General features: G+C 66.5%; 24 protein-coding genes. 9 read left to right on the top strand and 15 right to left on the bottom strand.

Annotated features, from left to right (window positions below; genetic code table 11):
- Nucleotides 1-2: 2 nt before the first annotated feature.
- From hpf to mtrA, 5 genes are all read right to left on the bottom strand, one after another.
- Complete coding sequence (hpf, locus tag QFZ60_RS06395) at nucleotides 3-725, bottom strand: ribosome hibernation-promoting factor, HPF/YfiA family (protein WP_307089110.1); 723 nt, start codon at nucleotides 723-725, stop codon at nucleotides 3-5.
- A gap of 144 nt (nucleotides 726-869) precedes the next feature.
- Entirely contained in the window at nucleotides 870-1,835 is a 966-nt protein-coding gene (locus QFZ60_RS06390) for a ComF family protein (RefSeq protein ID WP_307089108.1), read from the bottom strand.
- A gap of 115 nt (nucleotides 1,836-1,950) precedes the next feature.
- Nucleotides 1,951-3,666 (bottom strand): LpqB family beta-propeller domain-containing protein, encoded by a 1,716-nt coding sequence (locus QFZ60_RS06385; protein WP_307089107.1) that lies wholly within the window; start codon nucleotides 3,664-3,666, stop codon nucleotides 1,951-1,953.
- Nucleotides 3,663-5,435 (bottom strand): MtrAB system histidine kinase MtrB, encoded by a 1,773-nt coding sequence (mtrB, locus tag QFZ60_RS06380; RefSeq protein WP_307093228.1) that lies wholly within the window; start codon nucleotides 5,433-5,435, stop codon nucleotides 3,663-3,665. Before mtrB ends, QFZ60_RS06385 begins: the two co-directional genes overlap by 4 nt.
- 127 nt (nucleotides 5,436-5,562) lie before the next feature.
- Entirely contained in the window at nucleotides 5,563-6,237 is a 675-nt protein-coding gene (gene mtrA / locus QFZ60_RS06375) for an MtrAB system response regulator MtrA (RefSeq protein WP_056334824.1), read from the bottom strand.
- A gap of 667 nt (nucleotides 6,238-6,904) precedes the next feature.
- Here mtrA and QFZ60_RS06370 point away from each other — a divergent pair.
- From QFZ60_RS06370 to QFZ60_RS06345, 6 genes are read left to right on the top strand one after another with little or no spacing between them, the layout of a single operon-like run.
- Nucleotides 6,905-7,912: a hypothetical protein gene (locus QFZ60_RS06370; RefSeq protein ID WP_307089106.1), complete on the top strand. Its 1,008-nt coding sequence runs from the start codon at nucleotides 6,905-6,907 to the stop codon at nucleotides 7,910-7,912.
- Complete coding sequence (locus QFZ60_RS06365; RefSeq protein WP_307089105.1) at nucleotides 7,902-8,537, top strand: DUF4129 domain-containing protein; 636 nt, start codon at nucleotides 7,902-7,904, stop codon at nucleotides 8,535-8,537. Before QFZ60_RS06370 ends, QFZ60_RS06365 begins: the two co-directional genes overlap by 11 nt.
- Entirely contained in the window at nucleotides 8,534-9,760 is a 1,227-nt protein-coding gene (locus QFZ60_RS06360) for a DUF4350 domain-containing protein (RefSeq protein WP_307089103.1), read from the top strand. The genes QFZ60_RS06365 and QFZ60_RS06360 overlap by 4 nt, the downstream gene beginning before the upstream one ends.
- Nucleotides 9,757-10,752, top strand: a complete 996-nt coding sequence (locus QFZ60_RS06355) for a MoxR family ATPase (RefSeq protein WP_307089101.1) — start codon at nucleotides 9,757-9,759, stop codon at nucleotides 10,750-10,752. Before QFZ60_RS06360 ends, QFZ60_RS06355 begins: the two co-directional genes overlap by 4 nt.
- The gene (locus tag QFZ60_RS06350) at nucleotides 10,752-12,044 is read left to right on the top strand and encodes a DUF58 domain-containing protein (protein WP_307089100.1); all 1,293 of its coding nucleotides are present in this window, start codon (nucleotides 10,752-10,754) and stop codon (nucleotides 12,042-12,044) included. Before QFZ60_RS06355 ends, QFZ60_RS06350 begins: the two co-directional genes overlap by 1 nt.
- A 43-nt stretch (nucleotides 12,045-12,087) precedes the next feature.
- A complete protein-coding gene (locus QFZ60_RS06345) occupies nucleotides 12,088-12,801 on the top strand; it encodes a DUF4166 domain-containing protein (RefSeq protein ID WP_307089098.1) in 714 nt (237 codons plus the stop codon).
- 2 nt (nucleotides 12,802-12,803) lie between these two features.
- Here the strand turns inward: QFZ60_RS06345 and QFZ60_RS06340 are convergent, their stop codons facing one another.
- The 9 genes from QFZ60_RS06340 to QFZ60_RS06300 all read right to left on the bottom strand — a co-directional run bounded on the left by QFZ60_RS06340 (nucleotide 12,804) and on the right by QFZ60_RS06300 (nucleotide 23,446).
- Nucleotides 12,804-13,844 carry a hypothetical protein gene (locus tag QFZ60_RS06340; protein ID WP_373427712.1) on the bottom strand — a complete coding sequence of 347 codons (1,041 nt, stop codon included), beginning with the start codon at nucleotides 13,842-13,844 and terminating at the stop codon, nucleotides 12,804-12,806.
- A gap of 41 nt (nucleotides 13,845-13,885) precedes the next feature.
- Nucleotides 13,886-14,293 (bottom strand): chorismate mutase, encoded by a 408-nt coding sequence (locus QFZ60_RS06335; protein WP_056334802.1) that lies wholly within the window; start codon nucleotides 14,291-14,293, stop codon nucleotides 13,886-13,888.
- Between the two features lie 103 nt (nucleotides 14,294-14,396).
- Nucleotides 14,397-16,112: an ABC transporter ATP-binding protein gene (locus QFZ60_RS06330; protein ID WP_307089096.1), complete on the bottom strand. Its 1,716-nt coding sequence runs from the start codon at nucleotides 16,110-16,112 to the stop codon at nucleotides 14,397-14,399.
- Nucleotides 16,109-17,125: an ABC transporter permease gene (locus QFZ60_RS06325; protein WP_307089095.1), complete on the bottom strand. Its 1,017-nt coding sequence runs from the start codon at nucleotides 17,123-17,125 to the stop codon at nucleotides 16,109-16,111. The genes QFZ60_RS06330 and QFZ60_RS06325 overlap by 4 nt, the downstream gene beginning before the upstream one ends.
- Before the next feature lies 1 nt (nucleotide 17,126).
- The gene (locus QFZ60_RS06320) at nucleotides 17,127-18,218 is read right to left on the bottom strand and encodes an ABC transporter permease (RefSeq protein ID WP_142117025.1); all 1,092 of its coding nucleotides are present in this window, start codon (nucleotides 18,216-18,218) and stop codon (nucleotides 17,127-17,129) included.
- Between the two features lie 127 nt (nucleotides 18,219-18,345).
- Nucleotides 18,346-19,989 (bottom strand): ABC transporter substrate-binding protein, encoded by a 1,644-nt coding sequence (locus tag QFZ60_RS06315; protein ID WP_142117026.1) that lies wholly within the window; start codon nucleotides 19,987-19,989, stop codon nucleotides 18,346-18,348.
- 267 nt (nucleotides 19,990-20,256) lie between these two features.
- Entirely contained in the window at nucleotides 20,257-21,390 is a 1,134-nt protein-coding gene (mnmA, locus tag QFZ60_RS06310; RefSeq protein ID WP_307089091.1) for a tRNA 2-thiouridine(34) synthase MnmA, read from the bottom strand.
- Between the two features lie 151 nt (nucleotides 21,391-21,541).
- Nucleotides 21,542-22,771: a cysteine desulfurase family protein gene (locus tag QFZ60_RS06305; RefSeq protein WP_307089089.1), complete on the bottom strand. Its 1,230-nt coding sequence runs from the start codon at nucleotides 22,769-22,771 to the stop codon at nucleotides 21,542-21,544.
- 45 nt (nucleotides 22,772-22,816) lie between these two features.
- The gene (locus QFZ60_RS06300) at nucleotides 22,817-23,446 is read right to left on the bottom strand and encodes a metalloregulator ArsR/SmtB family transcription factor (protein ID WP_307089087.1); all 630 of its coding nucleotides are present in this window, start codon (nucleotides 23,444-23,446) and stop codon (nucleotides 22,817-22,819) included.
- A gap of 130 nt (nucleotides 23,447-23,576) precedes the next feature.
- Here QFZ60_RS06300 and QFZ60_RS06295 point away from each other — a divergent pair, with 130 nt between their 5' ends.
- A complete protein-coding gene (locus QFZ60_RS06295) occupies nucleotides 23,577-23,999 on the top strand; it encodes a hypothetical protein (RefSeq protein WP_307089085.1) in 423 nt (140 codons plus the stop codon).
- A gap of 112 nt (nucleotides 24,000-24,111) precedes the next feature.
- Here the strand turns inward: QFZ60_RS06295 and QFZ60_RS06290 are convergent, their stop codons facing one another.
- Nucleotides 24,112-24,555, bottom strand: a complete 444-nt coding sequence (locus QFZ60_RS06290) for a hypothetical protein (RefSeq protein ID WP_307089083.1) — start codon at nucleotides 24,553-24,555, stop codon at nucleotides 24,112-24,114.
- 144 nt (nucleotides 24,556-24,699) lie between these two features.
- Between QFZ60_RS06290 and QFZ60_RS06285 the strand changes: the two genes are divergently transcribed.
- Both QFZ60_RS06285 and QFZ60_RS06280 read left to right on the top strand, forming a co-directional pair.
- Nucleotides 24,700-25,647, top strand: coding sequence for a J domain-containing protein (locus QFZ60_RS06285; RefSeq protein WP_307089082.1), 948 nt, complete (start codon nucleotides 24,700-24,702; stop codon nucleotides 25,645-25,647).
- A gap of 23 nt (nucleotides 25,648-25,670) precedes the next feature.
- Nucleotides 25,671-26,138 (top strand): tRNA (cytidine(34)-2'-O)-methyltransferase, encoded by a 468-nt coding sequence (locus QFZ60_RS06280; RefSeq protein ID WP_307089080.1) that lies wholly within the window; start codon nucleotides 25,671-25,673, stop codon nucleotides 26,136-26,138.
- Nucleotides 26,139-26,149 lie beyond the last annotated feature (11 nt).

Here is a 26,149-nt window from a genome sequence, read left to right as displayed (position 1 = left end):
TCCTAAGCGTTGGCGGCGTCGTCGGAGCGGTAAGCGAGGATCTTTTCCTCCACGACGGTGTCTCCCGGCTCGCATTCATGGTCCAGGGTGATGACCCCGTAGGTCCAGCCGCGCCGGCGGTACACGACGGAGGGCGTGTTGGTCGCCTTGTCCACGAAAAGGTAGAAGTCGTGGCCGACAAGCTCCATGTTGTCTACGGCGTCGTCGAGGGAGAGGGAAGCAGCGGGAAAGACCTTGCGCCGGATCAGTACCGGCGACTTCCCAGCCGGGATGTCGTTGTCCACATCGTACGGGGATTTGTCTTCGGGGGCTGCCACCGCTTCGTTCCGGTGGTTGGCCTCAAGATACAGCGGTTCGTGGGCGCTGGCGGGCTCGAGTGAGGCGGTGGCCTCACGAACAGCCTTGGGAGTGTGGCGGCCATGGTGGACCTTCTTGCGGTCCTTGGCCCGCCGGAGCCGCTCAAGCAGTTTGTTGTACGCGAGGTCAAAGGCGGCAAACTTGTCTGCGGCGCTCGCTTCGGCGCGGATTACGGGTCCGCGGCCCAGGACTGTCACTTCTACTGTCAGCTGGTCGCCGGTCTGCCGGGCATTGGTCTCCTTGGAGACTTTCGCGTCGACGCGCTGGACCTTGTCACCCAGCGATTCGATTTTCGCGATTTTTTCCCCGGCATATTCGCGGAACCGGTCTGAAACTGTCAGATTTCGTCCGCTGATCATAAACTCCATGGTGCCCTCCAAATGACTTCGGTGACACGACGGCGGCGCTTCCCTGGGCCGGGCTGTCTGACAGTCGAGCCCCTCTCCGAGCCGCCATCGAAAGGTACATTCTGTTCTTGGTACCCACCACCGACGTTAGTTCATAGCCACCCGTTATTCATCCTTTCCCGGTTTATTTTTTTCTAAGTCATGGCGGCTTCCGGACGGGCCGGGGGCCATGGCGTCTGGCTCCGTGGTGTCGGGTGGGCGTGTCGCGGCCAGCACGACGGCGCCCCTCACGTTGGCGCCGGCAAGGTGCAGTGCCCGGGCTGCTTCACCGACCGTGGCGCCGGTTGTCAGGACGTCGTCGACGATAATGCAGGGCCGCCCCGCGACCAGTGCGCGGGCTCCGCGCCTGAGGCGCATGGACCCCCGGACGCGCCGCGAGCGGGCTCCCCTCCCCAATCCCTTTTGGCCGCCCGCACCCTTCCTGCCGCCCGATCCGTGAGTGCCCAGCAGGGGGCCGGGCGCGGCGGTTTTGGCCAGTACGTCCGCGACGCCGATGCCTGGAAGCTGCCGAACCGCCTCTTTCAGGAGCAGGTGGACCGGACTGAACCCCCGGTTGACGTAGGCCGCTGTGCTGGTGGGGACGGGAATCAGCAGGAAACCATTGCCGCCCGGAACTGCCGCCCTGGCTGCTCCGGCGAGCGCCCGGCCAAGGCTCCTGCCGAGCTGATGCTGGCCGTGCCGCTTGAACGACAGCAGTCCCTGCGCCAACTCGTCCCGGTACACCCCTGCTGCCACAACGGGAAGCATGATGGCCCCGCCGACATCCATGAGGGCGGGGGCTCCGCTTTCGGCCCGGAACGGCTGCCTGGTCAGCTGGCGGATGCGGCCGGCGCAGGATGGGCACAAGGTGCTGTCTTCGGCCCCGCAGCACACACAGTCCACCGGGACTGCCAAAGCGAGCAGATCCGCCAGGGCGCCGGCCAGCCAATCGATGAGGCGCAGGAGACCGGCCTCGTGTTCACCCCGGTGCAGCGCCGCCCAGGGCGGGGGTGGTTGAAGGTCCGGGTCCGTTCTCCGGTTGTCCTGATGCCCGGAAGCGGCTGTGCCGATCCTGCGGAATGCGCCATTCACGGTCCCACTGTGGTCCCATGCCGGTCCCGGGAGGAGGCCCGGGCGTGGCCATGTGGATAAAGCGAGGCCATCAGGATGGCGGAAGCATTGTCCGCCGCAGTCCCCGGCAGAAACGTCAGCCAGGGAACGCCGGGTCGATGGGGCCCTTGATTTGCGGGGACCAGCCGTTGCCCAGGCGCTGGAAGATCCCCTCCCCGGACTGGACGTAGATGTCATCGACGCCATTTCCCGCGCTCATGGCCACGAGCCCCGGCCACGGGGCAAGCTGTTGCGGCTGTCCGGACGTGAGGGACAGCAGTTCAGGCGTGACATTGGAACCCGCAGCACCCTTCATGACGGCAACCGTGGTGCCATTTACCCAAACGCCTTGGTCGGGATCCGTGGCGGTTACGAGGGTTATGGGTGCGGTCAGTTCCCGCGGCGTGCCGTCGGCGGCACGGATGACGCCCGTCACCTGCACCTTGGACTTGCCGTTTTGTTCAGATATGACCAGGGCGCGCACGCCGTCGCGCGAGACTCGGAATTCCTTGACGGTCCGGCCGGCAAGCCAGGAAGGTGCCAGCGTCACGGTGGGGACCGCGGCGCCCTCTGCTACGCCGGCGGGACGGAAAGCCACTACTTCGGTGGCTCCAGTGGCGCCGGGTCCGGCCGTCCACACCCAGTCGTTGATGCTGAAGGTTGGCCGGCTGAGGGTACTCCGGGTGGTCAGGGCGCGGGCCGGCTGGCCGGGGCTGATGCTGTAGAGCGTGGTGCGGCCGTCGTTGAGGAAGGCGGCCGTTTGCGACACCGGGGATTCCGCCGGATAGCGGGGGTTGAGCGCGGACACGGGCTGCATGTCGGGCAGCGGCGAGACACGGTTGTTTTCGTACCGCACCAGTTCGTTGCCGCTGATGGCGATCTGGCGTGACGGCACGGTCTTGTCCAGCACCGGTGGAAGAACTGACCCGTTGTCCTCCACACGGACGAGGTCCTGGTTGGCGCGCAGCTCAACGTTGACAACGTCGGGCTGGCTGCGGAATGTCAGGGTCAGCTGCATCTGCATGCGGAGGCGGTCCTCCGCGGATGTTTCCGTCAGTTCCTTTGCGGTCAGGTCCACCTGGGCCGCCCCTGACACCACCGGCACGGATTCGCGGGCCAGCTTGATCCCGGAGGGGAAGGCGCTGGCGACGGCGCCGCGCAGGTATGGGGCGGGCCCGGCCAGCAGCGCGCTGGTCATGGCTTTGACGGTCTTGTTCTTCAGGAACCAGCGGACGTCGGGAATGGCGTAGGTGAAGGTGGGGTCGTAGAAGTAGATGGGGTAGGCACCGTAGATCACCTTGAACGTTTCTTCGGCAATGGCGGTCCCGTCCGGAATCGCCGAGATCCGCCATTCTCCATCCACCTGGGTCACCGTTACCGGAATGCGTTCCACGGTTCCGGCCGGCGACTGGGTGGCTATGCCGTCGGCGTCCACCGTGTAGGAGACATCAAGCTCGTAGTTGAAGACGTTTTCAGTTTCTGTGGGGACAACACGAGCCTCCCGGTATACCAGCGCGCGTTTGTCCGGTTTCCAGGACACGGCCGACGCCTGGGTCAGGTATTGGCGGGCCACCGCATAGTCGTCCTCGTAGCCGCTGCCTGCCCGGTAGAAATAGTCAATGATGGTCTCCGGCGACGCGCCCTGCTGGGGCGCTGCCGGGAGGAACACCGGCGCGCTGACGTTGCCGGCGCTGCTTTCGCTGCTTTTTCCCACCGGCCCGGAGGTGGGGATCCGTGCGCAGCCTGACATGAGGACGATCAGCAGGGCCAGCAGTGCCGCCGGGTACTTCGCCTGGCGTCCATTGGCCCTCATGGTTTCTCCTCAGGTGCCCGCGAGGGAGCAGGCCGGGCCGCTCCCGTCTGCAGCACCAGCATGTTTTTGTGGTCCTGTTCCAAGGGAACGCTCCCCGGCCCACCGGGATTGGTGACGTCCCTCGGTTCCAGCTGCAGTGGCGACTCGGTAATGACTTCGTCCTGCCGCAAGGGAAGGGTCAGGCGGAAGTTGGCGCCGTCGCCCTTCCTTCCCCAGGCCTGCAGCCAGCCGTGGTGCAGCTTCGTGTCCTCCATGGCGATGGACAATCCCAACCCGCTTCCCCCTGTGGTGCGCGCCCGGGCAGGATCCGCGCGCCAGAACCTGTCGAAGACCCGCGCAGCCTGCGCCGGGTCCATTCCGATGCCGTGGTCCCTTACCGTAACTCCCACGGCAGTTTGGTTCACCGCGACGGTGACGGTCACCGGTTTGCCCTCACCGTGCTCCACTGCGTTCAGGATCAGGTTGCGCAGGATCCTGTCGATCCGCCGGGCGTCCATTTCCACAATCACGGCGTCCCCGGGAGCGGAGTAGATGATCTCCGACCCGTATTCGGCAGCCACCGGAGCAGCGCCCTCGATAACGTGTGCGATGACCTGGAGGAGGTCCTCCGGTTCAGCATCCAGCACTGCCACACCGGCATCGAAGCGGCTGATTTCCAGGAGGTCCGAGAGGAGGGACTGGAAACGCTCCACCTGGTTGTACAGCAGTTCGGCGGACCGCTTGTTGATGGGGTCGAAGTCGTCCCGGGCGTCGTACAGGACCTCTGCCGCCATGCGGACAGTGGTCAGCGGCGTCCGCAGCTCGTGCGAAACATCGGACACAAAACGCTGCTGCATCTGCGAGAGCGTTGCCAGCTGGGTGATCTGCTCCTGCAGGCTGGCGGCCATGTGGTTGAAGGAGGCGCCAAGCCGGGCCACCTCGTCCTCGCCCCTGACCACCATGCGCTCCTGCAGCTGCCCGGCCGCCAGTTTCTCCGACACCATCGCGGCGTGGCTGACCGGGCTCACCACGTTGCGGGTGACGTACCAGGCGACGGCGCCGATCAGGAGGACCAGTACCGCGCCGCCGGCCCAAAGGACGCTTTGGATCTCATTGAGCGTCTGCTGCGCTGTGTTCAGGTCGTAAATCAGGTAAAGCTCGTAAACGGTGCCGTTAAAGGTCACCTTGTTCCCCACGGCAATCCCCGGCCGGTCCTCGGTGCCCACGGGGATGACCGTGGAGGCCCAGTACTGGTCCTTCCCCGACTGCTGGACGGCCTTGCGCAGCTCCGGCGGAATTACGCTGACGGTCAATTGGTCTGAAGCCCGCGACTCAACCCAACGGTTCCGGGGCTTGGTTTGCTCCGGCATCGCTTCAAAGACATAGCGGCGCTGGATCACGGAGCCCCGGCCCTCCACCGCGTTCAGGGTGTCGTAGACCAGGGTGATGACGCTGGACTGGTCGGTGACCTGGGCGCCGTCGAACGTCTCCTGGACCTGCTTGACGTTGTAACGGGTCTCAGACTCAGCCTGCGTCAGCCGCTCCTGGAACAGGTTGTTGGCGATCTGGTTGGACAGATAGGCACCCACCACGGCGAACGAAAGCACAGCCAGCATCAGTGTGGTGAGGACAGTGCGGAACTGCAGTGACCGGCGCCAGCGCCGCTGCAGGGCCCGCCCAAGGTACCTCAGCCCGGGCAGGAAGCGACGGACTCCCGTCCGGACGAGCCTGGCCACCCGCAGCGCCACGATCAGGGCGCGCCGCTGCCAGATCCTTGCCCGGAAGGCCACATGCCGGAGTCCGGGGGCGGCGGCTTCAGTGGCTTCCGGCGCGCCCTGGCCGCCGCCGTCCTGCTTTACGGCTTCCGGGGAGTCCGGGGTTGCGCGCTGATCCGGTTGCCCGTCCTGCGCGGCGGGATCAGACCCCTGCTTTGTAGCCGACACCACGCACCGTCAATACGACTTCCGGGGCTTCCGGGTCCTGCTCGATCTTGGACCGCAGGCGCTGGACATGGACGTTGACCAGGCGGGTGTCGGCGGCGTGGCGGTAGCCCCAGACCTGCTCCAGCAGCAGTTCGCGGGTGAAGACCTGCCAGGGCTTGCGTGCCAGTGCCACCAGGAGATCGAACTCCAGCGGCGTCAGGGAGATTCGCTCATTGCCCCGGCTGACGGTGTGCCCGGCAACGTCGATGGTGATGTCCGCGATCCGAAGCGTTTCGGGGGCCTTCTGGTCCCCCGGGCGAAGGCGTGCACGCACCCGTGCCACCAGCTCGGCGGGCTTGAAGGGTTTTGGCACGTAGTCATCGGCGCCGGATTCCAGTCCGCGGACGACGTCGGAGGTATCAGACTTGGCGGTCAGCATGACGATGGGCACGTCCGACTCGGCACGGATCTGGCGGCAGACCTCGATGCCATCCATACCGGGAAGCATGAGGTCGAGCAGGACCAGGTCCGGGCGCGAGGAGCGGAACACGTCCAGGGCCTGGGCGCCGTCAGCGCAAAAGACCGGCTCGAAGCCGTCATTACGGAGGACAATTCCAATCATCTCGGCCAGCGCTTCGTCATCATCTACCACCAGAATGCGTGCCTTCATAGCTATATATTCCCTTATCGGGATGGGTTTGTCCTGTTGAGCGGCTTCCGGCATGGCGGGACACTAGGCCGTCCGACGCCGGAACTATAGTCTTGGGGTCATGCTCCGCGTGGCCGGTGCGCCCCTTTTGGGGCCTGTTGGCCGGGCACGGGCAGGCGGACCGGTATTGGGGGAGGAATCAGTGTCACCACAGGAGTCGGGGCCCGGGGAGCCGATGGAGGATCCGGCAGGCGCTGGACAGGACGACGGCGGGCCGGCGGCTCCAAGCGGCCGTCAGCCGGTGCCGTCCGCCTGGGAGCAGCCGTGGGCACCGCCCGCAGGGCGGCCAGGAATTCCGGGGCAGGAACCAGAGGCCAGGCAGCAACCGCCCGGATGGCAACAATCCGGACAGCACCCAAACCTGAACACTCCCTACCCGGGAAACCCTTACCGCGGCTCCTCCCCCTACGGCAGCCAAGCGACCGGCGGCCAGTATTACGGTGGCTCCCCCTCCGGTGGGCAGTCCCATGGCAGCCCGGGATACAACGGCCAGCCCCACAGCGGATCCTATGGCGGGCCGCGCTACGACGGCGCCCCGTATCCAGGCGGTTCCTACGGAGGCTGGCCATCGCAACAGCCCCGGTACACCGCTCCGCCCAAGCCCGGGATCATCCCGTTGCGTCCGTTGATGTTCGGAGAGATCCTGGACGGCTCATTCCAGGCCATCAGGCGCAATGCCAAGGCCATGCTCGGCGCCGGCCTCCTGGCGCAGTCCCTGTCGGCAATCCTCGCGGCGGTGCTTACAGGATTCCTTGCCACGTCATCAGGGTCCATGGAAGCCTGGGCGGAGACCGCAAGCAACGCCGACATCGCGTCCGTCGGGATCGGGCTGATGGCTACCTTTGCCCTGCTGTCCATCCTGTCCGTGTTCATGTCCGTTGTGCTCCAGGGCGCCATGGTGGTCCCGGTGGCCCGGTCCGTCCTGAACCGGCCCACCGGCTTCCGCCACATGTTGTCGCTGGTGCGTTCACGGATCGCGGCGCTGGTCAGGCTGGCGGCGGTGCTGGTGGCAGCGGCCATAGCCGCGATGGTGCTTTTCTTCGTCGTCATCGTGCTCCTGTTCTCCAATGTCCGTGGCGCGGGCGCACTGCTGGTCATCCCGCTGATGATGGCTTTCGTTGCCGTGTTCCTCTGGGTGGCGATCAAGCTCATGGTGGCGCCTGCCGCCGTCGTCATCGAAGAACTGGGCGCATTTGCCGGGCTTCGCCGCTCGTGGCAACTGACCCGCGCCAACTGGTGGCGGATCCTTGGCATCACCCTGGTGGTGGGCGTCCTGGTGGCTGTCATTACGCAGGTGATCCTGATCCCCGCAAGCCTGCTGCCCTCGGTCCTGTCGGGGGTCGTCTCGCCACACGGCGGACCGGGACAGGACGCAACGCTGTCCGTAGCCATCAGCATCATCACCGCGGTGGTGGGTGCCCTGGTGGGAGCGGTGGGCTACGCCTTCCAGACGTCTGTCATGGCATTGCTCTATATGGACCTGCGGATGCGCAAGGACGGTCTGGACATCGCGCTCCTGCGCGAACTGGAAACCGGGTCGGATCCTGGCAGCATCCCGGGCCGGAATGCCCAGGGCGGAAGCACCCCGTACCCCGGATACGGGACGGCGCCGGGAGCATGGCCCTATGGCCGCTGAACCACCCGTGCTTCCCGACGCCGGGGAGGCACGGCGCTGGGCAGCGGAGGAACTGGCCAGACAGGAGTACCGTGACGCCGCCCCATCCTGGCTGGACAGCCTGTGGAGGAACTTCCTGGATTGGCTGCAGTCCCTCGACGGTTCCCCGGGGGACGCTGCGCCGGTGCCCAGCCCGGTCATCGCCCTGGTCGTTGCCGCCATCATCGCGGCTGCCGTCATCCTGGCCCGTCCCCGGCTGAACGCGCGGGTGCGGCAGGCCAAGGACGTTTTTGAAAGGGAAACCGCCCTGGCCGCCGCGGACTACCGGAAGCGCGCGGAAGCCGCTGCCGCGGGCGGAAAGTGGGGGGACGCCGTCGTCGACCGTTTCCGTGCAGTGGTCCGCAGCGCCGAAGACCGGACCATCCTTGATCCCCAGCCAGGCAGGACCGCTGACGAAGCCGCCCGGGCTTTGTCCGCACCCTTCCAGACCGAATCCGTGCGCCTGGCACGGGCAGCGGCCACTTTCGACGGAATCCGCTATGGAAACAGGGCGGCGGGCAGCCGCGACTACCAGGAGATAGTGGAGCTTGACACCATCCTGGACGCCATGAAGCCCGCCCCCGCCAGCGCCGGCGCGCTGCCATGACCGGGCTTCCCACCGCCGGCGAAAAGCGCCGGGATACTGATGCTGCCACCGGGTCCACGCCTGGTGCCCGCACAACCCAGGGTTGGCTGCGGCGGCACCGTGGCGTAAGCGCAGCGGGAGTGGTGGTGGCCGCGGCGCTGGCGCTGGTCGTAGGTGCGCAACTCGCGCCCAAGGGTGACACCGGTCCCCTCTCGGTCCACAATGCGGGGCCAAACGGTGCCAAGGCCCTGGGGCAGATCCTGGGCCGGCACGGGGTTTCCGTCCACAGCCCGGACCGGTTCGAGTCAGCGCTGCAGGACCTGCGCAACGGTTCCGCCCCCACGCTCCTGCTTTACGACAGGAACGGCATCCTGGATGTGCAGCAGTTGACCCTCCTGAAAGCGGAGGCGGAGCACGTGGTGGTGGTTTCCCCCCGTTTGGAGACCCTGACTGCGCTTGACACCGGCATCCGCCAAGCAGGCGTTGTCCCCGATGCCTTCCAGGTCCTTGACCCCGGCTGTTCCCATCCTGATGCCCAGGCGGCAGGGCAGGTCACAGGACAAGTCACCGGACAAGTCGCCGGACAGGGAGCATTTGTGTACGACGGCGCCGTGTCCTGCTTCCGGGCAGCAGGAACCGCCGGGATGCTCGCCGTCAGCGGCGATGGCCGGCTGGCCGTGCTGGGCAGCACGGCAGTCCTGGGAAACGAAAGACTGGCCGAACTGGGAAACGCGGCGCTCGCAATCAGGCTGCTCGGTTCCTCGCCGGACCTGGTCTGGTACCTGCCCTCGATTGCGGATGCGGCAGTCAGCGAAGCCGGGGAAACCCTCGATGACCTTGCCCCGGACTGGGCCCGCTTCCTGGGCCCCTGGCTGCTCCTGGTCGCGGCAACTGCCGTCGCGTGGCGGGGGCGCCGCCATGGCCCCCTGGTTTTCGAGCCGTTGCCGGTAGTGGTCAAGGCCGTTGAGACGGCGGAGGGACGCGCCCGGCTGTACCAGGACTCCCGCGCGCTTGACCAGGCCCGCGACAACCTTCGGGCCGGGCTGCTGGTGCGGCTATCCGGGAAGCTGCGGATGGGCCCGGCCGCCACCGCCGAGGAGATAGTCTCCGCGGCGGCCCGGCTCCTGCACCGGGATCCCGCCGAAATCCGAGCACTGATCAATGAACACCCCACCAGCGAGGCCCGGCTGGTTGCCTGGTCGCAGGCACTGGACAAACTCGAGAAAGAGGTCAAGATCCGATGAGCGAACAGAGCAGTGGCCAGCAGGTCCTTAACCAGATGGACGACGACGGCGCACGGCAGGCGCTGCTTGCTGTCCGGCGGGAGGTGGCCAAGGCAGTGGTGGGACAGGACGCCACCGTCACCGGCCTCCTGATCGCCCTGCTTTCCCAGGGCCATGTGCTGCTGGAAGGCGTCCCCGGGGTTGCGAAGACCCTGCTGGTCCGGGCATTGTCCTCAGCGCTGAGCCTGGACACCAAGCGCGTGCAGTTCACCCCCGACCTCATGCCGGGCGATGTCACCGGCTCGCTGGTCTACGACTCGCACACCTCCGAATTCAGCTTCCGGGAGGGACCGGTCTTCACCAACCTCCTGCTGGCGGACGAGATCAACCGGACCCCTCCGAAGACGCAGGCCTCGCTCCTGGAAGCCATGGAAGAGCGGCAGGTGTCCGTGGACGGCGTGTCCCGGCGGCTGCCGGCGCCCTTCCTGGTGGCGGCCACCCAGAATCCCGTGGAGTACGAGGGGACTTATCCCCTGCCGGAGGCACAGCTGGACCGGTTCCTGCTCAAGCTCACCATGCCGCTGCCCGGGCGCGGGGACGAGATCGAAGTCATCCGCCGCCACGCGGCGGGGTTCGATCCACGGGATCTGGCAGCAGCCGGCGTCCGGGCGGTGGCAGGTGCGGAGGACCTGGAACGTGCGCGGGAGGCAGTGGCCCGGGTGGCGGTGGAACCGGAAATTATCGGCTACATCGTTGATCTGGTGCGCGCCACCCGTTCAGCTCCCTCATTCCAGCTTGGCGTCTCACCCCGCGGGGCCACTGCCCTGCTCAACACTTCAAGGGCGTGGGCCTGGCTCTCCGGCCGGCCGTTCGTCACCCCGGACGATGTCAAGGCGCTGGCCCTGCCCTGCCTGCGGCACCGGGTGGCGCTGCAGCCCGAAGCGCAGATGGACGGGGTCAGGGTGGACGACGTCCTGGGCAGCATCCTCGCTTCCGTCCCCGTTCCGCGCTGATGGCCATCTCCGGTCGCTTCGTGGCGGTGGTGCTGCTGGGCCTGGTACCGGTACTGCTGTTCCCGGTATGGCTGACCACTGTAGCCACGGTCGCCCTGCTCACCGCGTTGTTGAGCGCCGAGCTGCTTTTCGCAGCTTCCCTGCGGCAGGTCACTGTGACGCGTGCCGAACCGGAGAACGTCACGCTCAACAATGCGGTGGAAGCGGTGTTCACGGTCCGCAACAGCGGCACCAGGCGGCTTCGCGGAACGTTCAGGGACGGGTGGCAACCGTCCGCCGGCGCCCTGAACCCCGTCCAGGACATGGACGTCCCGGCCGGCGAGGGCAGGCGGTTCGCAGTGCAACTCCGGCCGGTCCGCCGGGGTGACCTCGCCGCGCCGCATGTGACGTTTCGTTCATTTGGCCCGCTGGGGCTGGCAGCCCGCCAGCGGACCATCGAATGTCCGGGCTCCGTGCGGGTGCTGCCGCCCTTCCATTCCCGTCGCCACCTGCCGTCGAAGCTGCGGAAGCTGCGCGAACTCGACGGGAAGGCCGCCGTCCAGATCCGCGGAGCCGGCACCGAGTTCGATTCCCTGCGGGATTACGTCCGCGGCGACGACGTGCGCTCCATCGACTGGCGCGCCACCGCCCGGCGCTCCTCCGTCGTGGTCCGGACCTGGCGCCCGGAACGGGACCGCCGCGTGGTGATGGTCCTGGATACATCCCGTACCGCCGCAGCCAGGATCGCGGACGAAACCCGCCTGGATACCGGGATCGAGGCTGCGCTTCTTCTGGGGGTCCTGGCCGAACGGGGTGGCGACCGGGTGGACTTTGTGGCATTCGACCGCAGGACCAGGGCGCGGGCCGGCTCTGCCGGGCAGGGCACTATGCTGGGCCGGCTGGTCCAGGCCATGGCACCCCTTGAGGCGGAGCTGATCGAGATGGATTGGCCTGCGGTCCCCGCGGAGGTCCGCGCGGTTTCGGCCCACCGGTCCCTCGTGGTGCTGCTGACGTCGCTGGACAGCGGGGCGCCGGAAGAGGGCCTGCTGCCCGCAGCGGAGCGGCTGGCAAGCCAGCATGCCGTAGTGGTGGCAGCCGTCCGCGATCCCCAGCTGGGCGCCATGCTCCGCGACCGCATCGACGCCACGGCGGTGTTCCGCGCGGCTGCGGCGGAGCGGGCCCTCCTCCAGCGGGCGGCGGTGACGGCCGAGCTGCGCCGCTACGGCGTGGAAGTAGTGGATGCCGAGCCACACGACCTGCCGCCAAGGCTTGCAGACATGTACATCAGGCTCAAGGCTGCCGGTAGATTGTGAAACCACAAGGCAGTCACTCCCGAGCCAACAGGAGGTCCACTTCATGAACATCCCGATCTACCAGCAGGCCCTGGGCGGGGAATTCTCCCGGCTGCAGCCGGAACTCCAGGAGTACTTCTCGCTGGTCCCGGGATCCGGACAGTACGGCGTCGGGGAAGGAACGTTCGACGTCGTGGGCTGCCGCCAGCGGTGGCTGCGCCCTTTGCTGCGGCCCACCGGGGGTGAAGAGGCCTTTTTCCCTGAGTACGGGGAGAACGTCCCGTTCCGGATCGAGAACCACGCACACCAGGATCCGTTCGGCCGATCCAGCCTTACCGCCCGCCGCGAGATCCGCTTCCCGGAACGCACGCGGCTTTTCCAGGACACCACCAGCGTCACCAACCGCGGTGGCAGCACCCAACTGGTGGACTACGTTGGGCGCTACCGGCGCCTGGTGACCGACCTGAACTTGAGCGTGACTGCCGAGGGAAGGCTGCGCGGCGTGTCAGAGGCGTCGCGGCTCTTCCTGGGCCCGCTCCGGGTGCCGCTTCCGGCAGCCCTGGACGCCAAAGCGTACGCCGAACAGTGGTGGGATCCTGCTGAGGGCAGCAACGGGCGGCACCGCATCCAGGTGAAGGTCATCCAGCCCCAAATCGGCCTGGTCCTGGTGTACGCCGGGGCCTTTGATTACCGGCTCCGCACCTATACCGGCGGCAGTTCCGCCCAAAGCTACCTGCCCCGCTACGCCCAGCCGGACCGCTGGGAGAACAGGGTGTAGCCCTATCCCAGCGCCTGCTGGTTCAGGCCGTCGGCTACCTGGGTGAGCCTGCCCAGGACGGCCGTGGCATGTGCCGGTGAGTGCTCTGCCAGGCCGGCTGCCGGGGTCACCCGGATGGCGCCGAGCAGCGACGGTGGAAGACCCAGTTGGCGCCATGGACGCCATACCGATTCCACGCAGTCGGCAACCCGGGGCAGCGAACCGCCGGCAGGCACGTCCAGCGCACCCGCCCAGAACTGTTTGCCTGCCTCCACCGCGGCGGCCACGTGCTCCCACTGCCGGTTGGTCAATGCCTTAAGCGGCAGCGCAATGCCGTCCGCACCGGCGGCCAGAACCAGCTCGATCGGTGCTTCGATTTCAGGGCAGGACACGACAACTTCTGCTGCACCGGCAGAGCGCAGGGCGTCCAGGACCAGACGCCAGGACTCGCGTGCTTCTGATGCCGGCACAGCGCGGAGGGTGCGGTATCCGCTGGACGTGGGTATGGTTCCGGCCAGCACGGCGGCGATGTCGGGCTCGTCCACCTGCACCACCAGGCGGGCACCCGGGACAGCGGCAGCCACCCGGCGAAGGTAACCCCCCACTCCGGCGGCAAGCGACGCGGCAACATCCCGGCGGGCCCCATGGTCCAGCAGCGCCCGCTCCCCGTTGTGCAAATGCAGGCCGGCGGCAAGGCTGAGCGGCCCCACCAGCTGCACCTTCAGTTCACCGGCGGACACGTCCTCGGCTCCGGCCACGTCGGCGAGGACGTTCAGGTCGGTGGACAGTGCCGACGCTGCACGCTGCATGTCCTTGCCGGGGCGGTCAACCAGCCGCCATCCGTAGGGCTGGACGTCCACTGCCAGCTCTTCCAGCAGCGAGGCGGTGCGGCCCACGGTGTCGGAACCCACGCCGCGGTGGGGCAGTTCGGCGAGGAATGGCAGGTGCGGACTGCCCAGTTCGCCACGGATGATCCGGGCGGCCTCGAGCGGGTCATCCCCGGGCCATGGACCCAGGCCGGTGGCCGTCACTTCCTTGGCTGCGGCTTCCTTGGCAGGCGCCAGGGCCGGACGCCGGTCAGGCTCCGGTTGGTGCTGTTCCCGCCTCACGCCAGTGCGGAGGTCTGCGGCTGCTGGCCGGACGAAGCCTGGTGGTCTTCGGCGATGGCCTCGTGATGGCGGATCACCTCGCCGATGATGAAGTTGAGGAACTTCTCCGCGAATGCCGGGTCGAGGTGGGCGTCCTCGGCGAGGCGGCGCAGCCTCGCGATCTGGGCCGCTTCCCGTCCTGGATCACCGGCCGGCAGGCGGTGCGTTGCCTTCAGGAAGCCCACTTTTTGCGTGGCCTTGAAGCGCTCGGCGAGGAGGTACACCAGGGTGGCATCGATGTTGTCGATGCTGGAACGGATGGACAGCAGTTCAGCCATCACCGAATCGTCCACGTGGCCTGCCAGCGAGCTGGCGGATGGATCAAAATCGTCGGAGCCGGGAGAGGTGGGGTTGTGCTGCGTCATGGTTCCAGTCTATGGGAGCCGATGGAATCGACGCGGGTGTGAAGCGCCGGTGCCGGCCATTCGCCGGCCCCGGCGCTTCACACTTCACCCATCTCCTCCGGGGTCAGATGCCCAGGAGCGCCCGGTGCTCTTCCCGCCGTTTAGCCTGTTCGCCCGGGTCCGGCACGGGCAGGGAGGCGATCAGCCGGCGCGTGTAGTCATGCTGGGGGTTCCCCATGACCTGGCTGCCGATCCCCTGCTCCACCAGCTTGCCCTTGTACAGGACGCCGACCCAGGAGGACAGGATGTCCACCACCGCCAGGTCGTGGCTGATGAACAGGCAGCCGAACCCAAACTCCTCCTGGATGTCCCGGAACAGCTCCAGGACCTTTGCCTGGACCGAAACGTCCAGGGCCGACGTCGGCTCATCCGCTATCAGCAGCCGGGGGTTCAGGCTCAACGCCCGCGCCAGTGATGCGCGCTGCCGTTGCCCGCCTGACAGTTCGTGCGGGTACCGGCCCGCGTACGACGCCGGCAGCTGGACGGATTCCAGCAGCTCACCAACACGTTTGCGCGCCTGGGCCTCGCTTGGCCGGGTATGGATGAGCATGGGCTCGGCGATGCACTCGCCAATGGTCAGCTGCGGGTTGAATGACGCGGCCGGGTCCTGGAACACGAAGCCAATATCCTTGCGGAACGGCTTGAAGGTGCGCTCCCGCAGGTTGAGCATCTCGTAGCCCAGCACCTTGAGGCTGCCGCCGGTGGTCCGGTTGAGCCCGGCAATGGCGCGCCCAATGGTCGTCTTGCCGGAGCCGGATTCACCCACCAGTCCAAACACCTCGCCCCTGGACAGGGTGAAGCTGACCCCGTCCACGGCTTTGAAGGCGGGTGTGCCCAGCCGTCCCGGATACTCGATCTCCAGGTTGTCGGCAGCCACCAGGATTTCCTCGTCTTGATGGGGCCGTTCGGTGAGGCCCTCCGACGCCGAGTTGCGGCCCAGGTGCGGCACCGCAGCAAGGAGCTTGCGGGTGTAGTCCTGGCGGGGTTCAGCGAACAAGGTCTTCGCCGGGGCCTCCTCCACAATGTCGCCTTGGTACATCACCACCACGCGGTCCGCCAGGTCCGCCACCACGCCCATGTTGTGGGTGATCAGCACGATCGATGTTCCATACTTGTCGCGCAGGTCCCGCAGCAGCTGCAGGATCTCGGCCTGGACTGTGACGTCCAGGGCTGTGGTGGGTTCGTCGGCCACAATGAGTCCAGGATTCAGGGCCAGCGCTGCGGCGATCACCACGCGCTGCTTTTGGCCGCCTGAAAACTGGTGCGGGTAGTAGTTGACGCGGTGCTCGGGATCAGGGATCCCCACTTTTCGGAGCGCGTCGATGGCCCGTGCTTTCGCATCCTTTTTTGAAACGCGCCTTGCGCCCTCACTGGCCGCATGGGCGCGGATGCCTTCGGCGATTTGCCAGCCCACCGTGAATACCGGGTTCAGCGCCGTGGACGGTTCCTGGAACACCATGGCCACATCCCGGCCGCGGATCTGGCGGAGCTTCGCGGCGCTCACGCTGATGACGTCGGCGCCGTTGATCAGCACCGTGCCGGAGCTGCTCGCGGTTTCGGGCAGCAAGCCCAAGATCGTTTTGGCGGTCACCGTTTTACCGGAGCCGGACTCGCCCACGATGGCCAGGACCTCGCCTTTCCTGACGTCGAGGCTCACGTCCTTGACTGCCGGGACATCACCAACGTCGGTGGCGAATGTGACCTTGAGGTGGTCGATGTCAAGTACCCGCCGGCCGTCGTCAGTGCCGTGGTTGGGCAAAGGATCGATGTTGATAGTCATGACGTCCTCACTTCTGCGCCGAGTGCCCCGGTGGCCACGGGCGCCGGTGAACTGCCGCCACCGGTCCGCCTGCGGCCGCGGAGGCGCGGATCGTTCAAGTCGTTGATGCTTTCCCCTACCAGAGTCAGCCCCAGGACTGTCCAGACGATGGCGATGCCCGGGAACAGGCCGGTCCACCAGATGCCTGACGTGGTATCGGCGAGCGCCTTGTTCAGGTCAAAGCCCCATTCCGCAGCCGAACTTGGCTCGATGCCGAAGCCGAGGAAGCCAAGTCCTGCCAGGGTCAGGATGGCTTCGGACGCGTTGAGGGTGAAGATCAGCGGCAGTGTCCGGGTGGCGTTGCGGTAGATGTGCCTGGTCATGATGCGGATGTTCGACGCACCCACCACCTTGGCCGATTCGACGAAGGGTTCGGCCTTAAGGCGGATGGTCTCGGCACGGATCACCCTGAAGTACTGCGGGATGAAGACCACCGTGATGGAGATGGCGGCGGCCAGGATCCCGCCCAGCAGGCTGGACTGGCCGCCGCTGATGACGATTGCCATGACGATTGCAACCAGCAGTGAGGGGAAGGCGTAAATCGCATCCGCCACCACTACCAGGATCCGGTCCAGCCATCCGCCGATGTAGCCGCTCACCAGGCCCAGGATGACGCCGGCGAAGATGGAGAGAACCACGGCCACGATGATGACCAGCAGCGCTGTTTGCGTGCCCCAGATCACGCGCGACAGGACGTCGTACCCGCCCACGGTGGTGCCGAGGAGGTGCTTGCCGCCGGGTGCCTGCTGGGTGGGGAAGCTCCCGTCGGCATCCGACAGTTGCGAGAAGCCATAGGGCGCCAGCAGCGGTGCCGCCAGTGCCGTGAGCAGGAAGATGCCGGTAAGGACCAGCCCCACCACCAGCATGAAACGCTGCAGGCCGACGCTTTTGTTGAAGTGGGAAACCACGGGCAGCCGCCGGAAAAAGGGGGCCCGCGGGTTGGCGACGGGTTCCAGGGGTGTCTCTGCAGTCATGTCAGTACCTCACGCGGGGGTCGATCAGCGCGGCAATGATGTCCACGATGAAGTTGGTGACGGCGACGATGACGGCCAGCAGCACCACGATGCCCTGGACGGCCACGAAGTCGCGCGCCGTGAGGTAGTTGGCCAGCTGGAACCCGAGGCCCTTCCACTCGAAGGTGGTTTCAGTCAGTACTGCGCCGCCGAGCAGCACGGCGACCTGCAGGCCCATCACGGTGATAATCGGGATCAGCGCCGGTTTGTAGGCGTGCTTGGTGACAAGGCGGAACTCGCTGACACCGCGTGAGCGGCCCGCCTCGATGTAGTCCTTGCCCAGGGTGCCGATGACGTTGGTCCGGACCAGGCGCAGGAAGACGCCCGCTGTCAGGAAGCCCAACGCCACCGCCGGAAGGACAGCGTGGGACATGACGTCACTGAACGCGGCCATGTTTCCGCTGCGCAGGGCATCCAGCCAGTAGATGCCCGTGGGGGCCTCCAGCGCGGTCAGAGACAATTCGGTCCTGGTGCCCGCGCGGCCGGCGACCGGCAGCCAGCCCAGCCACACGGAGAACACCAGCTTGAGCAGCATGCCCGCGAAGAAGACCGGGGTGGCGTAGAACAGGATGGCCAGGATCCGAAGCACTGCGTCCGGCAGGTGGTCGCGCCGGTGCGCGGCGATCATGCCCAGCGGAATCCCCACCAGCAAGGCAACGATGAGCGCGTTGACGGCCAGCTCCAGTGTGGCGGATCCGTAGGTAGTGAGCATCTCGGTGACCTTGCGGTTGTCCGAGAGGGTGGTGCCGAAGTTGCCTGTAACAAGCTGGCCCAGGTATTCGAAGTACTGCACAAGCAAGGGCCGGTCGTAGCCGGCGGCGTGGATCCGTTCCTGCAATTGATCCGGAGGAAGCCTGCCGCCCATGGCGGCGGTGATGGGGTCGCCGGTGATCCGCATAAGGAAGAACACCATGGTGACCAGGATGAGGATGGTGGGGAAGATCAGCAGGAAACGGACCAGGATGTACTGGCCCAGTCCTCCGCCTCCCTGTTTTTTCCTGGGTGGTAGGAGTGCGTCCGCGTCAGTGGGCGGCGCGTCAATCAAAGTTGTCATCGGTACCTGGATTCGTGGTGACCGGGAGCCAGCAGTCCCCTCGGTGCTGGCTGATGACCGGCAAAAGGCGGGACACCGTTGCGGCGTCCCGCCTCCGGCCCGTCAGAGCCCGATGGGGGTGGAGTGCTTACCTGGACAGGACGCCAAGGCGTGTCTTGAAGGAGGGATCAAGGGTCTTCTCGACGCCCTTGATGTCCTTCCCGGCCACCAGCAGCTGGGAGCCCTGGAGGAGCGGCAGGGTGGAAAGGTCCTTCGCCACCGCAGACTGGACGTCGCCAAGCAGTTTCTGGCGTTCGGTCTTGTCAGGCGTGGTGAGCTGCTTCTGCACCAGGTCCGTGACGGTCGGGTTCTCGTAGTGGTTCTTCAGGAAGTTGCCGGGGATGAAGAACGGCGTGAGGTAGTTGTCCGCGTCGGAGTAGTCCGGGAACCAGCCCAGCTGGTAGACCGGGTAAGCGTCTGCGGTCCTGGCCTTGGAGTACGTCACCCATTCCGTGGACTGCAGGTCCACGGTGAACAGGCCTGACTTCTCCAGCTGTTCCTTGACCATGGCGTATTCGTCACCGGAGGACTTGCCGTAGTGGTCCGGGTTGTACTGCAGCTTCAGGTTGACCGGACCGGTGACTCCGGCGTCTGCCAGGACCTTCTTGGCCTTGTCCAGGCTCGGTTTGCCGCTGCCGTCCCCGTACATCTCCTTCATCGGCTGGGTTGCGCCGGGCAGGCCGTCCGGGACCACCGAGTATGCGGGCACGTAGGTCCCCTTGTAGACCTGGTCGGAGATCGCCTGGCGGTCCACGATGTCAGCCATGGCCTGTCGCACTGCAAGGGCCTTGGCGGGGTTGGCTTCGGGCGTCTTGGCGCCGAAGGGCATGGTGTCGAAGTTGAAGACGATGTACCGGAGCTCGCCACCCGGGCCCTTGTAGACCTTGACCTTGGAGTCCTTCTCCAGGTCAGCGGCGTCGGTTGCTGTCAGGCTGCGGCCGGCAACATCGATATTGCCGCCCTGGACGTCCAGCTTCAGGTTGTTGGAGTCGGCGTAGTACTTAATGACGGCGCTGTCATTCGATGGCTTGCCCAGCAGGCCGCTGTAGTCCGGATTGCTCTTGAGGCTGACGAGTTCGTTCTTCTTGTAGGAATCGATGGTGTAGGGGCCGGCGAAGGGCTTGCCGGAAACAATGTCCTCATCGCTCATCACTTTGTCGGCGGGGAAGACTTCCTCGTCGATGATCGGCCCCGTGTTGGTGCCCAGGACGCTGGGGAACACCTGGTCGTTGCCTGCCTTAAGGGTGAACACCACCGTGGTGTCATCCTTGGCCTCGACGGACTTGAGGTTGGACAGCAGGGACGAGGGTCCGTTGGGGTCGTTGATCTTCACCACGCGGTCGTAGGAAAACTTCACGTCCGAGGCAGTCAGTGCGTGGCCGTTGGCAAACTTCAGGTTGGGTTTCAGCTTGACGGTGAACTCTGTGGGGGTGGTGAAGGAGGCCGATTCCGCGATGTCCGGGCTGACCTCGGCCGCACCGGGCTTGGAGTTCATCAGGAAGGGGTACACCTGGTTCATCACCAGGAATGAACCTGCGTCATAGGAGCCGGCGGGGTCGAGGGTTACGACCTTGTCCGTTGTGCCGAATGTGATGGCGCCGCCGCCGGCGCTGCCGCCGGTGGACGTTCCGCCGCCTCCGCCGCCCGATGGCCCGGTGCAGGCTGTCAGGGCCAGGGCGGAGATGCCTGCCAGCGCGATGGCGCGGTGCAGGGCCGTTGTGCTCTTGATCATCTGTGAACTTTCTGTCCGATGAGTACGTGCGTGCCGGGCGCATGGCTTATGTGCCCCTGCTCCGGCGCGCAGTGCTGATCCCTAGATTCAATCAGAGAGTCAGCCCTCAGGACGGCCAATTCTGTGAGTTGAAACACAAAATTTATTTCTTTGGTACCCCTGCCCACTGAGCGGACAGCGGGCGCAGGCACCCCGGCCCAACAGAGCCCGCTGCACGCCAAAGCACCGCCCCGGTGATGGCCGGGACGGTGCTTTGGATGGTACGGGTTAGAGCGCGGCGCGCTGGAGCGAGCGGGCGGCGTCGATGGTGGCCTGGCCCAGTACCCGGCTGCCCTGGTAAAGCACCACTGTCTGGCCGGGGGCCACCCCCCGCAGGGGCGTCGCCAGCCGGACCACCAACTGGCGTCCTGCTTCACCGTCGGTGGCGGACTCCACCCAGGCAGTGGCCGGGACCGGATCCCCATGGGCGCGGACCTGCGCATGGCACTCGAATTCAGCTCCCGTTTCCACTTCGGCGATGGGAAGCCCTGCCCAGGAAACCTTGATGCCGCGGATCTCGTCGATCGCCAGGAGCGCTTCGGGCCCCACCACCACCTTGTTTTCCTTGGGCCGGATTTCCAGGACGAACCGCGGCTTGCCGTCGGCGGCAGGAGTTCCAAGCTTGAGGCCACGCCGCTGGCCGACGGTGAATGCATTGGCGCCGGGGTGCTCCCCCACCTTCGCGCCCGTCTCATCCACGATGTCGCCGCTGGTCATGTCGATCTTTTCGGCAAGCCAACCGGCCGTATCGCCGTCGGGAATGAAGCAGATGTCATGGCTGTCCGGCTTGTTGGCCACGGACAGGCCGCGCCGTTCCGCTTCTGCGCGCACCTCCGCCTTGGATGGGGTGTCCGCCAGCGGGAACATGGAGTGCTTGAGCTGTTCATGCGTGAGGACGCCAAGGACATAGCTCTGGTCCTTGGCCCAGTCCGCGGCGCGGTGCAGTTCCCGGTTGCCGTCGGCGTCTTCGATCACCTTGGCGTAGTGGCCGGTGCACACGGCGTCAAAGCCCAGGGCAATGGCCTTCTCCAGCAGGGCGGCGAACTTGATGCGTTCGTTGCAGCGCATGCAGGGGTTGGGCGTCCTGCCGGCTGCGTACTCATCGATGAAGTCCTGGACGACGTCTTCCTTGAAGCGCTCCGAGAAATCCCACACGTAGTAAGGGATACCCAGCACGTCGCAGGCACGCCAGGCGTCCCGGGAGTCCTCGATGGTGCAGCAGCCGCGGCTGCCCGTGCGCAGGGTGCCGGGCATGCGCGAAAGGGCAAGGTGGACGCCGACGACGTCGTGCCCGGCCTCCACCGCGCGGGCGGCGGCAACAGCGGAGTCCACTCCGCCGCTCATGGCTGCTAGTACTCGCATGCTGGCTTTCTGTTGAGGGATGGTGTCTTCCGCTTCCGGGCCGGACCCGCTGGCGGGAAACGATCTTCGCCTATCTATTCTACGGCGGCAGGCAAATCAGTGATCCGCGTACAGCCGAACCACACATGGGGAACTACCCGGCCATGCCGGTTCACGCGCCGCGCAGCGCCTGCCGCGCCACGGTTCCCGCGGTCTGGATCGAGGACTCGTGGCCGGCCATGCCGGCCTGGCGTGCCCGCGCATAAGCCTCCGGCAGCGCCTTAAGCAGGGCATCGACGTCGGCCTCGGTGGAAGCGTGCCCCAGGCTGAACCGCTGGGCTCCGCGCGCTGTCTCCTCGTCCAGGCCCATGGCCAGCAGCACATGGGATGGCCGCGGCACGCCGGCTGTGCAGGCCGAGCCGGTGGACGATTCGACGCCGGCCAGGTCAAGGAGGAACAGCAGCGAGTCCCCCTCACAGCCCGGGAAGGTGAAATGCGCATTGCCCGGCAGCCGGCCGGCCCCGGTTGCACCGCGAAGGACCGCTTCAGGGGCGCATCCGCGGACGCCCTCGATCAGGCGGTCACGAAGTGCGGCGATCCGCGCGGCCTCAGTCTGCAATCCGGCCGTAACAGCCTCTGCGGCGGCAGCGAAGGCAGCGATCGAGGCCGTGTCCAGGGTGCCGGAGCGGACGTCACGTTCCTGCCCGCCGCCGTGCTGCACCGGTGTCAGTTTGACCGCCCGGCCCAGCAGGAGTGCGCCCACTCCCACCGGGCCGCCGATCTTGTGCCCGGAGATGGACATGGCGTCCAGGCCGGAATCCTTGAAGTGCACCGGCACCGAGCCGAAAGCCTGGACGGCGTCAGAGTGCACCGGGACCCCGGCGGCATGGGCCAACTCAACGACGCGGCGGATGGGCTGGATGGTGCCCACCTCGTTGTTGGCCCACATCACGGTCACCAGGGCCACGGCCCCCGGATCCCGGGACAGCTCGGCCTCGAGGGCGTCGAGGTCCAGGAGACCATCGCTGTCCACCGGCAGCCAGGCCACCTCAGCGCCTTCGTGGCGTTCAAGCCATTCCACGGTGTCCAGCACCGCGTGATGTTCGACGGCGGAGCAGAGGATGCGGCGCCGCTTTGGGTCTTCTGCCACGCGGGACCAGTACATGCCCTTCACTGCGAGGTTGTCCGATTCCGTGCCCCCGGAGGTGAAAATGACCTCCGAGGGATGGGCTCCTGCGGCCGCGGCAATGATCTCGCGCGCATCCTCGACGGCACGGCGGGCCCTGCGTCCCGAGCCATGCAGCGACGACGGATTGCCCGTGCGCGCCAGTTCACGCGTCAGGGCGGCGAGCGCCGCAGCCGAAAGCGGAGTAGTGGCGGCATGGTCGAGGTACGCGGGCATCCCCCAATTCTATCGCGGCCTGCCGCTGCATCCGCGGCGGGATCGTCAGTCCCCGCCGGTGATCCTTGCGCAGCACTGACCAGGTCCGGCAGCCGGGGCAACACGCTCTTCCGCACTGCCGCAGCCCACCGCGGCCCCGCGCAGGAATGCGCCGTTCATGTCGCAAACCACTGCCGTATGAGAACGCGAGAGCCGGTGGAACGGGCAGTTGGGAAGCAGGTAGCCGCCTTCACCGTCCTGCTCTGGCTGGTAGCCGGCTTCGGCCAGGAATTCCTCCAGGCCGCCGGCTGCTTCTGCCAGCTCCCGGCCTTTCCGGAAGGCGGCCGCACGGAGCGATTCACCGACGGGGGCGCCGCCGGCCTGGGAGGCTTCGATCGCCGCCGCCATGAGTTCCCCGGCGAGGTCATAGTTCCGGTCCGGCACTGACGCGCCGACCTCGCTTCCCACCGGCCGGTACATCTTGGCGGGGCGGCCGGACCCCGGCCCTGCCCTCCCGGCCGGCTTGCGGAACTCCACGGCCAGCAAGCCGTCCTGCACCAGCCTGTCCAGATGGAAGGAGACGGTACTCCGGGGCATGCCTGCAGCCTCAGCCACTTCGTCCCGCCCCATCGGTCCTGGCGCTGCAGCTACCAGTTCGAAAAGCTGCAGCCTCTTGGCATCTGTCAGCGAAGCCACGGCAGCAATCCTGTCAGCCCACGGAAGTCGGTACATGATGTCCACCAATCAAAATCCAAAGTCAGGATCTATTGATTATAGAACCTTCCCTTTCTAAAATTGGCATACCTACTTTTAGAAGGAGAGCACCATGAAAGCAACATCGACAGTGCAGGCCCGGAACGCAGCAACAGCCATGCCGGCGGCCAGGCAGGCGTTCCTGCTGCTGCGCACTGTCTTTACCGTCGCACCGATCCTTTTCGGTTTGGACAAGTTCACCAACATCCTCACTGACTGGACCATGTACCTGGCGCCCCAGGCCACCGCCGTCGTACCACTGGCACCCCAGACCTTCATGTACATCGTGGGCGTTGTGGAGATCATCGCCGGCATCGTCGTGGCTGTCCGGCCGAAATACGGCTCGCTGCTGGTGGCGGCCTGGCTGGCAGGGATCATCATCAACCTGCTGCTGCTCGGGAGTTTCTACGACGTGGCCCTGCGGGACTTCGGTCTGCTGGTTGGCGCGCTGGCCCTTAACCGCCTGTCGATGGAAAACAGCCGAACCGCTGCGTGAATCAGCCTCCGTTTGGCGCTGTCCCTGACAGCGCCAAACGTTAGCTGAACAAAGACCCGCCGGCAGCTGAGCCCTCCAGCCGCCGGCGGTTTTGCGCGCGCCATGCGCAGCCTCAAGCGGACGGCGGCAGCAGCGGCAGGTAGCGGACCACGTCACCGCGCGCGGAAGCAAGCGTTGCCGGGTCCGGGCAGGACACCGATATATAGGCAGAGGATTGCGCGGCCCCGAAGACCCTTGCCAGCACGGCAGTGGACCGTCCGCCGGGAGCTGACTGTTCAAGGGCCAGCACTTCCACGTTCTTCCCGGGAGCATCGGGGGTACCGCCCCACTGCAACGTTTGTGTCTTGAGGTACGAGGGCTGGATGGTGGGGTCCAGGTACTGGAACAGGGCGAGGGAAGATTCCCGGTCCCCACCGCGTACCAGCGGAGCCTGGCCCGTGCTGACCCTCGCGGCAACAAGGCACCCATCCGTTTTGGCGAACTGGCTGGTCCTTCTCCACTCCGTTGCACCCTCTGTGGCCGCCGTCCGGCCGCGCAGCACGAGTCTAGACGGCATCCCCCGGGAACCCGGAAGCCCCGGGCGTTCGTTGTTACGGCAGACTGCCATCCGTGCCAGCTGGGCTGTGCTGGCTAAACTGGGCGGGCACTTTGCTTCCCCTGCGGAGATTTGAAGAAGCCGCGCATCAAGAAAAGGAACATCTTGACCGAGAGCAGCAGCTCCCACTACCAGGTCCTTCGCGTGGCCGTCACCGCCACCGAAAAGGAAATCAAGGTGGCTTACCGGCGCGCTGCCAGGACGGCCCACCCGGACCACGGGGGCGACGCCGCAACCTTCCGCCGCGTGACCGCTGCCTACGAGACCCTCATCGATCCACAGCGCCGTAAAGCCTACGACCGCACCTATGGCGCCGGTCCGGTACGCGGCATGCCGTCCGACGACGGAGCCCACTTTGATGCGCCCCCCGCCGGAAGCCGGGCATCTGCCACCGTCCGCAGGCCGGACAACGGCAGGAACACTGCGGGAGACCCGCCGGTCTACGTTCCGCCGTACGGGGAAGGCAGCTCCGAAGTCCCGCTTATTCCCCTTGCCCAGGCACGCCAACAGGTGCACGGCATGCCGAGGAAACGGGGGATCTTTGGGGCCGAAGCACGCATCCAGCGCGAAATGCGGACCGTGCAGCTGCTGACCCGGCAGGTGTTGCCTAACATTCCGGCGGCCCGGCTCATCAACGGCCTTCAGTCGCCGGCGGACAACAATCACATCGACCATGCGGTCCTGTCCGGCTACCGGCTGGCCCTGGTGAACTCCATGCTCCTGCCCAAGGGCGCCTACGCCTGGGACGGCCGGACCCTCAACAACGGCGGCCGGGCGGTGGCGCCGCCACAGCTCGCCCGGGTGGTGTGGGCCATGCAGGACATCTTTCCTGAACTCAACGTCACTGGCTGGACTGTGGTGCACAGCCCGGACGGCAACCTCCATGAACCCGTGATCGACCACCACCGGCGCCCCGCTGGCGCGCTGGAGACTGTGCAAATCGTCAACGCGGCGGGCATGGTGCGCGGCCTCAAGGAATTCCTGACATCAGGCCCGGCCCCCAACACGGTGAACGTCCCGGTCCTTGCCAGGCTGCTGCGAGGCATGCACTGAGCCTGGATGGCTAGGATGGGGAGGTGTTCCGCATCCTATTCCATGCCCCAGAAATCCCCGGCAATACCGGAAACGCCATCCGCCTTGCCGCAATCACCGGCGCAGAGCTGCACCTCGTGGAACCCCTGGGCTTCGACTTCTCCGACGCAAAACTCCGCCGGGCGGGCCTCGACTACCATGACCTCGCCGTCGTCACGGTGCACAAGTCGATCGACGACGCCTGGCGGCACCTTCAGCCCGAACGCGTCTACGCCTTCACGTCGGACGGCACCACCGGCTACACGGACGTCGCCTACCAGCCCGGGGACGTGCTGATGTTTGGCTGCGAATCGGTGGGACTCCCGGAAGAGCTGAAGAACGATCCCCACGTGACGGCCACCGTGCGCCTGCCCATGCTGCCGGCCCTCCGTTCACTGAACCTCGCCAACGCCGCCTCGATCGCCGTCTACGAGGCCTGGCGCCAACAGGGCTTTGCCGGAGCCAGGCTCTAGGAAGCCCCCAC

It is taken from the genome of Arthrobacter sp. B2I5 (assembly GCF_030816735.1).
GTDB lineage: Bacteria > Actinomycetota > Actinomycetes > Actinomycetales > Micrococcaceae > Arthrobacter.
This window is presented reverse-complemented; position numbering and strand designations above follow the sequence as displayed.